Annotated in this window: 11 protein-coding genes; 3 read left to right on the forward strand and 8 right to left on the reverse strand. The window is 67.5% G+C overall.

Annotated features, from left to right (window positions below; genetic code table 11):
* Nucleotides 1–27: 27 nt before the first annotated feature.
* The 5 genes from P2H44_RS14720 to P2H44_RS14740 all read right to left on the reverse strand — a co-directional run bounded on the left by P2H44_RS14720 (nucleotide 28) and on the right by P2H44_RS14740 (nucleotide 5,448).
* Nucleotides 28–1,032 (reverse strand): HupE/UreJ family protein, encoded by a 1,005-nt coding sequence (locus P2H44_RS14720; protein WP_275764551.1) that lies wholly within the window; start codon nucleotides 1,030–1,032, stop codon nucleotides 28–30.
* Entirely contained in the window at nucleotides 1,029–1,829 is an 801-nt protein-coding gene (locus tag P2H44_RS14725) for a peptidylprolyl isomerase (RefSeq protein WP_275764552.1), read from the reverse strand. The genes P2H44_RS14720 and P2H44_RS14725 overlap by 4 nt, the downstream gene beginning before the upstream one ends.
* Before the next feature lie 70 nt (nucleotides 1,830–1,899).
* Entirely contained in the window at nucleotides 1,900–2,634 is a 735-nt protein-coding gene (locus P2H44_RS14730; protein WP_275764553.1) for a porin family protein, read from the reverse strand.
* Nucleotides 2,635–2,787: 153 nt separating this feature from the next.
* The gene (locus tag P2H44_RS14735) at nucleotides 2,788–3,366 is read right to left on the reverse strand and encodes a hypothetical protein (protein WP_275764554.1); all 579 of its coding nucleotides are present in this window, start codon (nucleotides 3,364–3,366) and stop codon (nucleotides 2,788–2,790) included.
* 129 nt (nucleotides 3,367–3,495) lie between these two features.
* Nucleotides 3,496–5,448, reverse strand: a complete 1,953-nt coding sequence (locus P2H44_RS14740; protein WP_275764555.1) for a DUF3604 domain-containing protein — start codon at nucleotides 5,446–5,448, stop codon at nucleotides 3,496–3,498.
* A gap of 134 nt (nucleotides 5,449–5,582) precedes the next feature.
* On the opposite strand from P2H44_RS14740, the gene P2H44_RS14745 reads away from it, so the two are divergent.
* On the forward strand, nucleotides 5,583–6,584 hold the full coding sequence (locus P2H44_RS14745) for a helix-turn-helix transcriptional regulator (RefSeq protein ID WP_275764556.1): 1,002 nt from the start codon (nucleotides 5,583–5,585) through the stop codon (nucleotides 6,582–6,584).
* A gap of 790 nt (nucleotides 6,585–7,374) precedes the next feature.
* On the forward strand, nucleotides 7,375–7,641 hold the full coding sequence (locus tag P2H44_RS14750; protein ID WP_462976289.1) for a hypothetical protein: 267 nt from the start codon (nucleotides 7,375–7,377) through the stop codon (nucleotides 7,639–7,641).
* Nucleotides 7,642–7,819: 178 nt separating this feature from the next.
* Here the strand turns inward: P2H44_RS14750 and P2H44_RS14755 are convergent, their stop codons facing one another.
* The 3 genes from P2H44_RS14755 to bla form a co-directional block, all read right to left on the reverse strand.
* The gene (locus P2H44_RS14755; protein WP_275764558.1) at nucleotides 7,820–9,496 is read right to left on the reverse strand and encodes an amidohydrolase family protein; all 1,677 of its coding nucleotides are present in this window, start codon (nucleotides 9,494–9,496) and stop codon (nucleotides 7,820–7,822) included.
* Nucleotides 9,497–9,682: 186 nt separating this feature from the next.
* Nucleotides 9,683–11,200, reverse strand: a complete 1,518-nt coding sequence (locus tag P2H44_RS14760) for a serine hydrolase domain-containing protein (RefSeq protein ID WP_275764560.1) — start codon at nucleotides 11,198–11,200, stop codon at nucleotides 9,683–9,685.
* Between the two features lie 100 nt (nucleotides 11,201–11,300).
* Nucleotides 11,301–12,317 carry a class A beta-lactamase gene (bla, locus tag P2H44_RS14765; protein WP_275764562.1) on the reverse strand — a complete coding sequence of 339 codons (1,017 nt, stop codon included), beginning with the start codon at nucleotides 12,315–12,317 and terminating at the stop codon, nucleotides 11,301–11,303.
* A 193-nt stretch (nucleotides 12,318–12,510) separates the two neighbouring features.
* Here bla and P2H44_RS14770 point away from each other — a divergent pair, with 193 nt between their 5' ends.
* Complete coding sequence (locus P2H44_RS14770; RefSeq protein ID WP_275764564.1) at nucleotides 12,511–13,533, forward strand: AraC family transcriptional regulator; 1,023 nt, start codon at nucleotides 12,511–12,513, stop codon at nucleotides 13,531–13,533.
* Nucleotides 13,534–13,980 lie beyond the last annotated feature (447 nt).

Below are 13,980 nucleotides of genomic sequence, written 5' to 3' on the forward strand. Positions count from 1 at the left end.
CTCCGGCTCTGGCGCGCAGGGCGTCCCTCAGGCGAGCATCGCGCCGAGCCGCTCGATGGTCCAGTAGGCGGCGAGGGTCCCGGTCGCGTAGGCGGCCAGACGCCGGGTCGCGGCGGGGAGAGGGACCAGGCGGGTCAGGAGGCGCAGGGCGGTCAGGACCGCGGCGATGAAGGCCAGCTGGCCGAGTTCTACGCCGAGGTTGAAACCGAGCAGCGCCAGGGGGACGTCGCCCCGCGGCAGGCCAATCTCGCGCAGGGCGCCCGCGAAGCCCAGACCGTGCAGGAGACCGAAGGCGGCGGCGACCGCCCAGGGGTGGCGCGCGGTCAGCCGCAGGCCGCGGCCGGGCGGACGGGCGAGCTCCGCCGCCAGCACCGCGATGGAGAGCGCGATCGACGCCTCGACCGGAGGGGCGGGCACGATCAGCCAGCCCAGCGTCGCCGCCGCGAGCGACAGGCTGTGGCCGAGCGTGAAGGCCGTGATCGCCGCGGCCAGCGGACGAAGCCGTCGCACCAGCAGCAGAAGCGCGGCGACGAACAGCAGGTGGTCGAACCCCTCGAGGATGTGTTCGAACCCCAGGCGGCCGTAGTCGAGCAGCAGCGCGGCCGGCCCCCTCGGCGGCGGCGGCGAAAAGGCGGGCGCGTCGGGCGTCAGCCGATCGCTCTGCACCGCGCCGCCGGGGGCAAGGATATAGCGGACCAGAACATCGGTGCGGGTCGCCTCGAGCCCCTCGATACGGATCTCGCCGCCGGCGATGCCGTGCGGACATCGGGCGATCCAGCCCGAAACGAAGGCCCGCCCGTCGCTGACGGGCGGCGGTCCGCGCCGCGGGACGCAGCCCTCGGGAAGCAGGGCTTCGATGGGCATCGGGCGGCCCTGGACCTCCGGCCGACGCCAGGTCGCGCGCCACTCCTGCCCGGCGAGGGGGGTCAGCTCCAGAAAGCCGGGCTCCAGCGCGTGGGACTGGGCGGGCAGCGGCGACAGAGCCGCCAACGCGCCCAGCGCCAGGAGGAGGATCGAAAGCAGGCGTCTCATCGGTTCGCCGCCGCCGCGTCGAGGTCCGGCAGGATGACCTCGTAGCGGGCCTTCAGCGCCTCGATGCGGGCCTGCGCCATCTGTTCGCGCAGCGCGGCGCGCCAGTCGCGCGCGACCGCCTCGCGGATCTCGTCCAGCGGAGGGAGGCCTCCGGGAGTGGAGACGACGATGCGGACGGCATGGACGCCGTAGGCGCTCTGCACCGGGCCCTGCCATTCGCCCGGGGGCAGCGCCGCCAGCCGGGCGAAGAAATCGGGGCCGAAGGTGCGGTCGACGACCTCCGGCGGACTGGGCGGCATCGCCGCCGGCAACAGGGACCGTGCGCCGAGCGTCTCGGGCGCGGCTCCCTCGCGCAGGCGGGAAAGGGCGGCGTCGGCGTCTCCGGCGTCGTCCAGCCGCACCTGCTCGAAGGCGATGAGAGGCGGGCGGAGGAACCGGTCGGGATTCTCGGCGAGATGGGCGCGCAGGTCGGCGTCGCTCGGCTCGTGCTCCGCCACGCTCTCCAGCACGAAGCGCATCTTCTGGGCCAGGCGCTGGCGCACGGCCGCGTCGTCCCGGTCGAGCCCCAGGGCGCGGGCCTCGCGCACCAGCACCTCTTCGGAGACGTGCCGATCGACCAGCGCGGCGAGCTCGTCGGCTGCAGGAGGGCGGCCCCAGGTCGCCTCGAAGGTCGCGGCGAGGCGCGCCGCGTCGGCGGTCGTCACTTCCAGCCGGTCGGCCGCCGCCGGGGGCGGGGCGTCGTCCAGAACGGCGAAGAGCGCGAAGATCCCGGCTCCGAGCACGACGAAGTGCAGCAAAGGCTCGCCCAGGACGGCGCGCAGGATCGCGCCCCCCCTCCGCCCTGTCCCGCGGGCGGCCGCGTCGTCGTCAGAACGCAATGGAGACCCCCGCGACCGGGCCATGGACGCCGACCGAGACGTCGCGGCCGTCGATCTCCTTGTCGATGGTCATCGACCGCCAGCCGGCGCGCAGCGACCAGGACTCCCCGACCCGCCAGCCGAGGCCGGCGTAGATCTGCCAGCTGGGGCTCGAGGCGCCGCCGATGCCGAAGCCGCCGACGTCGCCGAAGGCGTCGAACCCGAGCCGCTCGGTCAGCGGGACGTGAAGGCGCAGGCCCGCCACCGGGTCGACCCAGCCGTCCGAGGACGAGAAGGCGCGGTTGCGCGCGGCGGCCGCCGCGACCAGGCGCGTGTCGAAATCGAGGTCGATGTAGCGCAGCCCGGCCGCCGCATCGAGGCGGATCGAGGGCGTGTCGACCAGCGCGTAGCCGACGTAGCCCGAGACGACCAGCAGCGTGGTGTCGACCTCCGCCCGGCTGAACAGCACGCCGAAGGGCGTCGGCTCGCTTCCGCCGAGGGCGCTGTAGTTGATGTCGGCCAGCAGGCTCCAGCGGTTCCTGCGGGCCTCGACGGCCGCGAAGCCGGCGAAGTCGAGCGCATCCCAGACGTCGCCGAAGTCCAGGCTGGTCTCGACCTTGCCGCGCCGGGTCTCCACGCTGGAGTCCAGCGCCGAGAACCAGCCGTAAACCGTGGCGCGGTAGGTCCATTCGTCCGACTGCGCGGCGGCGCTTCCCGGCCCGAACAGGGTCGCCAGAAGCGCCAAGCCCGCAACGAAGGCGCGGCGGCGCGGCCGGGATGCGGGCGGGGAATTCGGAATGCGGAAGAGAGTCATCGGGATCGCCCATACTGATCGGCCGAAGGCTCTGGCGGCCGGAGGGGCGGGGCGACGGCCGTCGCCGCCCCGCGTGGAGACGGCTCAGTTCTGGCCGATGGTGGAGATGGCGACCGTGGCGACCATGTCGATCACCACCTCGTCCCCGCGCGAGAGGCTGCGGGCGAAGGCGCGGTTCTCGGCCTTCTCGACCGTGATCGTATGGACCTCGCCGTCGGCGTCGCGGTAGCGCACCGTGTCGCCGGGGGCGGTGACCTCGACGACCTCGACGATCTGCCGGGTCGCCAGCAGGCCGTCGCGGGCCGGGCGGCCTTCGCGCTGGCCCACGACCGTGGCGACAAGCGCGGCCGCGTCCATCTCCTCGGGCGAGGCGAGGCGCGCGACGGCGCGGTCCACCACCACCACCTGCACCAGATCGCCGGCCGACACCTCGTCCAGCGGTCCCGCGGCGGGGTCGACGGTGACGGCCATGCGCTCGCCGTCGTCCGCGACCAGCACCGCCTGGCGGGTCGCGCGATCGATCGACTCGACCGAGGCGACGCTCTCGGAGACGGTGGTCGATCGGGCTTCGGTCGCCACGGGCGCGCCGCTGCAGCCGGCCAGCAGGACGGCCCCCAGCAGCAGGGCGGCGCTCCATCCGGCGGAACGGGTCGTGCGGATCATTCTGGAAAATCTCCTGGCGGCCGGGCCCGAGGCGCGCGGTCTTGCGGAAGCCGAGGCGGGTCGAGCGCTCGGGCGAAGACGGGGACGGAGGGGGGACCGACGCGCACAGAGCGCGCGCGCCGGGGGCGTTCACTTCGCCGGGGTGTACCAGATCGGTGCGGTGTAGGCGCGTTCGACGATCTTCATGCGCGTGCCCTCGGGCCCCGTCACGCCGAAGCGCGCGGCGTCGTAGGCGGTCCAGCGCGGCGTCGGGATCTCGATCACGCGGGCGTAGTAGAAGGCCGACTGGCTCGCGTCGAACTCCGGGTCGGACCAGGTGGCGATCAGTTCCGGGGCGCCGATGGTGTTGGTGTAGGTCGCGGCGGCCACGTCGACCGTGTCGCCGACGGAGGGCAGCTTGCCCGTCGTCGCGTCCGGCGCGCGATCGCCCGACCAGGCCACGTCATGGATCGTCTCGTGCAGCTCCCCGGCGGCGTCCATCCAGCCCTTGACGATCTGGATGCGGTCGAGGTTGGCGCCGATCGGATCGCGCAGGGCGGCGACCAGGAAGGTGGGGGCGGCCGCGCCCTCGGGCGGGGGCGCCATGTCGCCGCCCATCGGCACGCCCTTCGCGTAGCCGATGAAGGCGGGCATCCGGTCCTCGGCGTCCGCCTCCGTGAACTCCCAGCCGCCGAAGAAGCGCACGATCATCCGCGGGCCGGTGGTGGCGTAGGTCTCGCGCCGCTGCATGGCGTCCCAGATCGCCTCGCGGGTGTTGTCGGTCGCCCAGACCGCGGCGTAGCCCGAGGCCCCGACCTCCCAGTCCATGATCCGCACGCCGGTCTTGAGGTTGGCCACGAAGGTGGCGGAGATCCGCTCCGGCTTCGGCTCCTGCGGCACGGTCTTGCCGAAGAAGTTCTCCTCCTCCATCGCGGCGAGGCCGGTGTGCGCGTCGCTGCTGGCGATCATGCCGAACTTGTAGGGGTTGGTCCCCAGCTGCTTCTCCAGCGCCAGGCCGGTCTTGAGCGCCTCGCGCGCATATTCGCGGGTCAGCATGTCGTTCGTCTTGGCCACGCTTCCGTCGAGGTTGCCCTTGTCCCAGAGCTCGAAGTCCGCGAACTCGTCGTTGGGCGACAGGATCGGGTGGGACTCGCCGGTGCCCTTGGTCTGGCTGACCTCGTAGAGCCGCTCCCACCTGGCGCGGCTCTCCACGTACTCGGCGTCCAGCGCCTTGCCGAAGGCCTGCTCGGTCGGGAACATGATCCCGTTGGACAGGTTCCCGTTGTGGGGGATCGCCAGCACGCTGCCCGAGGTCTTCTCCTCATAGGCGGCCATCCACTTCCACAGGTCGACCGGATCGTCGCTGCCCTGGGGCTTCAGCACCGTGAAGGGCTGCATCAGCTGCGCGCGGGCCGCGCCGTCGCGGTAGATGATGTTGCGGTGCAGGTTGTTCCCGTCGGTGTTCGAGGTCCACTCGTAACCGATGAAGGCGGTGAAGGTCCCGGGATCGTTGAACTCCTCGGCCGCGTCGATGGTCTGCTGCCAGGCGTCCTTGTAGCCCAGCGACCCCGGATCGAAGAGCAGCGCCTTGGGGAACTTGTCGTGCGAGAAGGCGACGATCACCTCCATCGCGGCGGTGTTGCCCTGGCCCGAGCGGATCAGGTCGTACCAGCGCCGCCCGGTCGGGTCCGCCAGCAGGTCCGGCTTGCCCGACATCAGCGCCGGGAAGAAGCCCATGTTGTCCGAATGGTCGGCGACGACCAGGAAGTCGAGCGGGCGCGACAGCTTCACCGGCTGTCCCGTGCTCGAGGTCACTTGCTCGCCGCGCGCGAAGCGATAGGCCTCCCGTGGGCCCAGGCGCGCTCCGAAGGCCCCCGCATCCATCGAGAACGAGGTGTGCAGGTGGGTGTCGCCGAAGAACGGCCGCGTTGGAAAGCTCCTGTCGGCATAGGGAGAGTAGGCGCGCCGGTCGAGCCCGCCGGCGGTGTTGGCCTCCGATGCGGCCCCGGTGATCCCGACATGCCGATTGTCCTGCGCCGCCGCCGGCGCGGCCGCGAGCATGACCAGCGCCGCGGACGCGGCGCCTTTCGCGAAGATGTTCATCGTCGCCCTTCCCCCCTGCCGCAAGACGCTGCGGCTTGCCAAACGACGCGAGGTTAACCTACTTGGCGGAAACTCGCTTCGCATCCCGCGCCAAAATCGACGAGGGTGGCGGCAGGCGCGCGCGGGAGGACGGGATGGCGACGTTTCCGCTGATATGCTCGGGGGCGGTGTCGCCGCTGCTCGACTGGATGGAGCGGCACGACCGCCCCGTCGACGCGACGCTCTCGGACGTAGGGCTCGGCTGGCTCCCGCGCGGATCGCCCGCGACCCCCATCCCGCTGGCGGCCGGCCTCGCCCTGCTGACGCGGGCGTCGGAGCGCGAGGGCGCCGACTTGCCGGCGCGAGCCGCCGCGGACCACGGCATCCAGGACATCGGACCGCTCGGCGATTGCGCCCTAGGTGCGCCGCGCCTGCGCGACGGGCTGGAGCGTGCGTCGGCCAACATGCACCGCCACTGCACCCACGAGATGATCGTGATCGCCTCCGGGCCGGAGGGGCTTCGCCTGTCGGACCTGTGGTCGACCCGCTTCGGCGACGACGCCTCGGCCCACTATGTCCAGCAATACGTGGCCTCGATCGTGGCCTCGCTGTGCCGTCTGGCCTCGCCAAGGGCGCTGGAGGGGCTCAGGATCTCCATGCGGCCTCACCCGGAGGCGGGGCTGGCCCATCTCGCTCCCTGGTTCGGCGCGGCCCTCGAGGTCGCTCCGGAGGGCGCGCTGGAGATCCACGTGCCCGCGGGTCTGGCCGACCGGCCGCTTCCCCGCCCGGGCCCCCAGCCGCAGGACGTCGCGGCCGATCCCCTCTGGCCGGACCTGCGCGGCGACGGCACGCTGGCGCACGGCGTTCGCCTGCTGGTGCGCGCGATGCTTCCCTTCGCGACGCCCCGGCTCGCCGACCTGGCCGCCAGCGGGGGCATGAGCCGGCGAACCTTCCAGCGCCGGCTCGCCGAGGAAGGCGCCAGCTTCTTCGAGATCCTCGACGAGGCGCGCCAGGCCGCGGGTCTCGCCCGGGTGGGCACGGGCGCCCACGCCCTGTCCCAGGTCGCCGCCGAACTCGGCTACGGCCACCCGGGCAGCTTCAGCCGCGCCTACCGCCGCTGGACCGGCGCACCGCCGAGCCGCGCGCGCCCGGGATAGCGCCGGGCGCTTGCTGCGTCCCGTTCGCAAGCCATCTCTCCCGCCGCCGAAACGCAAGTCTCTCCTGGCCCGCAGCGGTCGTTCGTGCCGATCGCGACGAACGACGGCTTCCCGCCTATACGACCAGACGCCGGATCACCGAAGAGGGGGAAGGATAAAGTCGCCAAGCGGACCGACCCGGTAAATGGCTCCGCAGGAGGAAGCGGGGAGGGGGCTTTGCAGGGCTCGGGTCTGGAAGCGACTGCCGCTGTGGTTGCCGAAGTTCTTCACGCAGAGCTCATCGCTGAGCGCATCGTTTCGATGCTGGATGAGCATGGGGGCGCCGGCGATGCTGACGAGCGCCTCCGCCATGCGGATGATGCGCTCGCGACCAGGTGCGAGAGGGCGACGTTCCGTGGTTCGGACGGCATTCCGTGGGGACGCGGTCGCCATTTCGGTCGAAGCGCCGCGAGGACGAGATTGGGATAGCGAAACTTTGTGGGCGCGTCGGTCCGACAAGAACCCACATGTCATACGGCTACCCCCAGGGGGCGGCTGCGGGTTCGGGGCCGGATCAACGTGTCTGGCGCTACACCGCTTTGTCAGAGGACACAGTGGCGATGTGCATTCAAGCGGCAACCGGGCTCCGTGCCAAACGGTGCGATCGCAGCAGAGTTCGTTCGTGGGGTGAGTTGTGGGGCGCCCGGCGGCGAGCTGTCGAAAATATCTTAGAAAACGACGCCTTCCAGGCGGAAAGTGGCGGAGGGGATGAGCCTGACGTCCAACCTTCTCCACATTGAGACGCCACAGCGTGCTGCTCAAGGCGCTGACGCGCGCCCTCCGGTGGAAGCCGATGTTGGAGTCGGGCGAGTTTGCCACCACCGCCGAACTGGCCGAACGTGAGGGGATCGCGCCCTCGTACATGACACGTGTCCTGCGCCTGACGCTGCTCGCGCCGGACATCGTCGAGGCCATTCTGGACGGGAAGAAGGGGCCGGGGGCGACGCTGGCGAGCCTGTTGAATCCGTTCCCGGTTGAATTGGCGGGGCAGTCGGGTCACTCCGGCCAAGCAAGCTGAAGCGCGCGTTCGTGAAGGTAGCAGCGATCGGCAGTTCAGACCCTTCTCAGACATTGGGGTCCGGCGCAGCATTCGTCCCGCAGGATGGCAACCAGACACTCGCCGCGTCGTGACCGAAGGTCTACTCTGCGGCTGGCCGGACCTTCGATCTGGCAAGAGCGCTTCCCCTTATGCAGCGTCACTGGCAGCACGGGATCACGCGCGGGTCGTAGGCCGGTTGCGAGTTCGGCACGCCGCCACCGAAATCCTGCGGAACGGCGTAGAAGGCCTGTGTCCATGCATGGACGTCCAGTGGCTCGAACAAGCTTTCCTGCGGCTCGTTGCGGATCGGCTGGCCTGGGTTCACGCCGCGCAGCACCTCGCCGCCATCGACCACCACCACGCCGTTGACGATCACGAAGGGAATGCCGGAGGACGGCAGATTGCCCTGCGCGTAGGTGGCGTTGTCGGTCACTGTCTCCGGGTCGAAAATCGTGATGTCGGCGATCATGCCCTCCTGCATCCGCCCGCGCTCCTGCATCGCCCTCAGCCCCGTAAGACCGAGCGGGCGCGCCGAGTTCCAGCTGAGTTGGGCGACGCTCTGCATCAGGGGGATGCCGTTCTCGCGCCCCATGCGCAACGTCCGCGCGCAGGTGCCGGCCCCGCGTGGGTGGGTGTTGGGCAGATCCTCGAAGGGCGTATCCCATGTGATGCTGTCGTCGAGGATCGGCATCCCGTCTGACGCGATCGCCACGTCAGGCAGCCGCAGCCAGTCGACGATGGCGCTCTCAGGCATCTTGTAGGCCAGCACCAGCCGCGCGGGCTCGCGCGCCATCATCTCCGTGCGGCTCTCCTGCGTGTACCATTCCCCGGTCAGCGCATCCTGGATAGTCTCCTCGTACTTGTAGCCGAGCTGATCTACCCAGATCTCCGGTTCGAGGAAGACGGCGTTCAGCGCCGTTGAGCCTGCCGCGTAGGGGTAGAGCTCGCCCCACATGTTGTGGCCTTGCGCGCGCATCCGCACCAGCAGCTCGTGCACGAGGTTGTAGCCGGGGTTGTTGAAGTGACAGGCGATGGCGGGCGCGCCGAGCGCGGCTGCGTTCGCGAGCATCTCCTGGATACCGTTCGCTTCGCTCGTGTCCGTGCCGGGCGTGTAGCGGAAGTGGAAGCCGCAGGGCCGTCCATAGGCGGCGGCGACCCGCTGGATCTCGAACACTTCGCGTGCCGATGCGCCGTCTCGCATGTAGCCGAGCGTCGAGCCGATGCCGACCGCGCCCGCGGCGAGACCCGCATCGAGCACGCGCAGGATCTCGTTGCCCTTGTCGAGGTCCGGGCGGGTATGGGACCAGCCAGACTTGTCCGAGCCGCGATGGTTCATGGCCTCGGGCGCATCGATCGTCGTGATGCCGTCGAGCACCAAGGTACGCGCGAATTCGTGGCAGCTGGCGCAGCCGTAGTTGATCTGGTTGGCACCGGTGCGCTCCGCGTACCAGTCGTCCACCATCGTTCCGAGCGTCCCGATCTCGAGGTCCATAACCGTCGTTCGCCCGTCGAGCAGCGCGAGCTTGTTGCCCATGGGCCGGGGCCAGTGAAAATGCGTGTCGATAAAGCCGGGGGCGACGACATGGCCGCTGGCGTCGATCTGGCGGCCGCCTTCGAGCGGTTCGACTGTGATAGAGACGATCCGACCTGCGCGCACGCCGACATTCGCGACCTGGTCGAACCCAGTCTCGGGGTCCATCACCCGCCCGCCAAGGATCACAAGGTCGAATGGCTCCCTCGTCTGCGCCAAGGCTCTACCGGCGGACCCAATGGCGGCCGCACCCGCGGCAACACCGACGTTGAACTCCCTGCGGGTGATCTCGTTTTTGGTCATGTTGTTTTCTCCTCTCCATTCCGGCGGGGCGATGCAGACGGCGACGCCACGCGCCGCAGTCAGGTTCTTTGGTTTTGGTTTCGGCGTTGGAGCCTCATGTTGTCGATGCAGCGCGTTCGATGGAGAGTTCGATCTGCACTGTGCAGGATCGCCCCTCCACTTGATCCGTGGCTCTTGTGGCCCCGGTTATTCGAAGACCGACCCGGAGAGCGAGAATTCGTCGACCGCTCCGTCGGACCGAATGAAGATCCGGTGGTTGAATCGCACGTAGTTGAGTTCGCCAGACGGATCTTCGAGTAATTCGCCAAGGGCACCCTCGTTCGGGCCTTCGGTGATGATAAAATAGCCATCAGCCGTGTTGGCCACATTGGCCGGCGCGGGATCCGCTCCCTTGGTCAATGCGGAGAACTGCACAAACACATACTCGTCGCCCTCTTTCCGGATCTCGATGTTTTGGGAATTCCCCTTGAAGACGCCGACGAACGGGCCGAGGACAGCCGGATCAACGCCCGCTGCGACCGGAGAGTCGGCCTCGATTCCCGTGAAGGCTTTGACCATTGCATTCGCAACTTTCTTGTAGGCCTCGGCTCCGCGATCGCTGTGGACCAAAACCACCACGGCAAAGTCGCGATCCGGGATCAACTGCAGGAAGGAACGCGTGCCGGGCCAATTCCCGCCGTGGCTGGGGCTGATGACCCCGTCATAGTCGTGGACAAACCACGTCAGCCCGGTAAAGTCGCCGGCCTCGGCCTCGACTGCCGGAGCGTGGGCATAGTCCAGCGCTTCTTTGGACAGCAGCTGGTTCCCGGCGGCGTCCGCGCCGTCCAGCTGAAAGCGGGCGTATTTCAGCATGTCGTTAATCGTCGACCGGAGCGCGCCGGAGGCTGCGGACTCTCTGATCAACGGAATGTAGTACGGCTTGAGATCATTGATGTTGCCTTCGCCGTAGATTGGCGGATGACCCCATGCGTAGTTTTCAGCCGGCGGGGTGGCATCATAGTTAAAGGATGACGACTCCATGCCGAGCGGAGTCAACAGGTTCTCTTCGATCAGGGTCTCGATCGGCTTTCCGCCGGCATGCGACACCACATGGGTCGCGAAGGTGATGCTGGTGTTGTTGTACATCCAGGTTTGACCGAACGGATAGAGCTGCTCGACGTAAGCCGCCTGGAGCATGACCTTCTCGCTGATCGACCCGCCCGGAGGAACACGAAGAAATCCATGGTCGCCATACCAGCCAGCGCGATGGTGGAACAGGTCAACGACCCGGGCTTTCGACGTTGCGTCGGGATCCGCGACCCGGAACCACGGCAGGAGGTCGACGACACGCGCGTTCAAATCCAGCTGGCCCCGTTCGGACAGCTGCAGGGCCACTGTCGAAAGGAAGGTTTTGGTCACAGAGCCAATTTGAAACTGCGTATCAGGAGTAACGGCCTCGTCGGTGCCTACTTTGGTGACACCGATTCCGGCGCTGTAAGTGTTGGGCCCATGGATGACCCCGACACCAAGCCCCGGGATGTTCATTTCTTTGATCAGTTCAGCAGTTTCGGCGAGGACCGCATCAAAGGTCGCCTGGCCCTCTTCCTGTGTCATGGCCTGCTGTGCGAGTGCTGGTGTGACGCACAGCAGTGACGAAACAAGCAGGGCAGGTAGTGGTTTCATTAGGTTCTTCACTGGGTTTTTCCTTTGCATTGGAGTCTTCACCGGATTTCTCCTGGCGGGATAACGATGGTTCTTCCCGGAGAGTTCTGTCTGCGCCGTGCAAGATCGCACCGCTACAGACTGTACGGCGAAGTTTTCCCGCTTAAGGCTTCGCCATCTGCCCGACGTAGAAGTATTCGAACAGCGAGCGGGCGACCTCGGCAATTGCCCGGTCCCTGTCCGCCTCGGATGTCGCGCTGCTCTTGGTGAACACGGCGATTGCAAACCGACGACCGTCGGGGAGCGTGATGTAGCCGACGTCGTTGGCCACTCCCCCTATGGTTCCGGTCTTGTGCGCCACCGGCGTTCCCCTCGGCAGCAGTCCCTTGAGCCGGCCTGCGCCGGTGCGCGTGCGCGACATGACACCCAGCAAAAAGTCGCGGCTCTCGGCGCTCATCGCCGTGCCGCTGTCGATGGCAAGCAGAAGTTGCAGCATCGCAAGGGGCGTTGCCTGGTCGCGAGGGTCCGCCTCGAAGTCCAGATTGCGGTCACTTACGATCGTTGCAAGCTCTGGCCTGGTCTTGAAAGCCTCAGTGGCGACCTTCATCGTGGCGGGTCCCGGCAGGCCATAGAATTCCCCGATGATCTCGCCGGTCGTCCGATCGACCCTGAAATCGGTGATCCCGAGCCTGCGCAGATTCTCGGTCACTGCCGCGGGTCCGCCGGCCAGCCCCATCAAGGTGTCGGTCGCGGTGTTGTCGCTCTCCGTGATCATGATCTCGATCAGGTTCGCCACCGAAAGCTGGAGCCCGGGGTGCACGAATGTGTCGCTGAGTGCAGCGTCCCCGATCATCATCATGTCGGGTGTGATTTCGACCATCTGGTCGAGGCTCAGCTCCCCCCTGTCCACGCGGTCCAAAATTGCAGTGGCGATCGCAACCTTGTAGGTGCTGGCCATGGCGAAGGTCTCATCGCCATTGAACGCGATGACTTGGTCGCCACCGATTTCCTGCGCCGCAAAGCCGATGTGCCCGGCAAGCCCCGTCGCGACCCGCTCGATCGCGGCTCCAACGGACTGTCCTTCCGCTGTCTGGGCATAGGCCGGGGCGAAGGTCGCCGCCGAAGCCGTCATCAGCCCGGCAACAAGTGTTGCCGTCAGCAGGGCATGTTTGGCTTTCATGTTATTTTCCCTCAACATCTTGAGGCTCCAACACGTTCCGGAATGGCCCGCGCCGTGGTGCCGTCGCCGGCGGCGGGTGGCGACGGCCTGTTAAATAACATGCCCGGAGCGCAATATGTTTGCCGCCCGCACCACGCCTGTCATAATTCTGTCCCGCAGGGTTAATCCTCAGGGCCTTGAGGGAGCGGCACCGATGCACAGGAAATCCGACCCGAAATTCACGCGCGGGATGCTGATTTTGGCGCCGCTGGCAAGGGCATTCACCGCGCGGGGCGGCGATATCGAAGCGCTGCTGGTCCGACACGGGATTCCCCTCGGCGCGCTGAGCGACCCCGCGATGCTCGTTGAGGCGTCCGCCTGCTATTCGGCTCTGGAGGACATGGCGGAAACGCTCGGCGATCAGCATTTCGGCGCGAAGGTGGCGATCGAAACCGCCGGGAAAGGAACGCCCGCGTTCCGGGACTCGGTAACCCACGCCATCAACCTTGGAGACTTTCTGTCCCGCCTGGTGGTGGAAGTCTCGAAGCAGGTTGATAACGTGCGGTATTCCGTGTCGATCACCCCGGGCATTGCGGCCTTCGAAATCCACCGCGCCGTGAGCATGCCCGAGCCGTCCACGCAACTCGATGCAATCGGCGTCTCCCTGTATGTCACCTTGATCCGGAAGGGGATCGGGGACGCCTTCGACCCGAAAGACATCCTGATCACGGTGCCGTCCACCCGGGGGCTTCTGCCGGGTTTTCTTCCGAAACAGGCGCTGATCACATCGCAGATCGACGGCTTGCGGATTTCATTTCCGCCGCACTGGCTTTGGGCACCATTCTCGCTGGACTGGGACCTGGTGGAAAAGTCACGAGCGGAGTTTGCCTCAGATGGCGCCAGCGAAGCGACCCTTACCTATCTTCGCGGCATGCTGAAGGACAACATCGCTTATCAGGATCTGACACTGAACGACTTCGCCTCGATCTGCCGCATGCATCCACGCCGCATCCAGCGCACCCTGTGGGCGCAGGGCACCTCCTACAGTCAGATAAAGGATGACGTGCGCCAGAGTATCACGGAAGACCTCTTGTCGAACACGACCCTACGCATCGCGCAAATTGCCCTTCAGGTAGGTCTCTCCGGCCCGGCTGCCCTCGACCGGGCATTCAAGCGATGGACCGGCAAGACGCCGACACACTTCAGAGCAGGCTCGAAGCTCAAAGGGGTTGAATAGGATCCCAGGTTAACCCGGTGCCGAAGCACCGCTTTTCAGGTGGACTAGCATTGCGCCGCCCCTCGGCATCGCCATTCTTCTACCGCTCGCGCCTGAATCTCCCAACTGTATTCCACGACCGGTGGACATGCCGCCAGGCCGTTCGCTTCAAAACCCGCCGTCGCGCAGCCGTTCGGCAAGCTCGTCGCGATCGTGAGGACGAGGAGCCGCCGCCTCCAACATTCGGCCTTGGGCATCAGCGGCCTTCTCCATGGTTTCAAGGCGTTCGGCAAGGCGTCCCGATCGCTCGCCGGAGCGACGCAGGGCCAGCAGGAACAGAAGGATTGAACCGCTCCGGGTCTGCCGGAGGCCGATGTTCGTTAGCTACGCGGCCACATCGCGCGTTTCCAGCGCAGCGTGGAATGCGGCTTCGGCTTCTGCGGGCGGCACATTGCCTATGGGCTCGAG

This window comes from Albimonas marina, from assembly GCF_029223255.1.
In the GTDB taxonomy this organism is placed as follows: Bacteria; Pseudomonadota; Alphaproteobacteria; order Rhodobacterales; family Rhodobacteraceae; genus Albimonas.

What these genes read in the sequence shown, in the direction of transcription:
- bla (WP_275764562.1), bottom strand. Translation starts at nt 12,317, where the DNA reads ATGAAAGCCAAACATGCCCTGCTGACGGCAACACTTGTTGCCGGGCTG.
- P2H44_RS14755 (WP_275764558.1), bottom strand. Translation starts at nt 9,496, where the DNA reads ATGACCAAAAACGAGATCACCCGCAGGGAGTTCAACGTCGGTGTTGCC.
- P2H44_RS14735 (WP_275764554.1), bottom strand. Translation starts at nt 3,366, where the DNA reads ATGATCCGCACGACCCGTTCCGCCGGATGGAGCGCCGCCCTGCTGCTG.
- P2H44_RS14720 (WP_275764551.1), bottom strand. Translation starts at nt 1,032, where the DNA reads ATGAGACGCCTGCTTTCGATCCTCCTCCTGGCGCTGGGCGCGTTGGCG.
- P2H44_RS14745 (WP_275764556.1), top strand. Translation starts at nt 5,583, where the DNA reads ATGGCGACGTTTCCGCTGATATGCTCGGGGGCGGTGTCGCCGCTGCTC.
- P2H44_RS14740 (WP_275764555.1), bottom strand. Translation starts at nt 5,448, where the DNA reads ATGAACATCTTCGCGAAAGGCGCCGCGTCCGCGGCGCTGGTCATGCTC.
- P2H44_RS14770 (WP_275764564.1), top strand. Translation starts at nt 12,511, where the DNA reads ATGCACAGGAAATCCGACCCGAAATTCACGCGCGGGATGCTGATTTTG.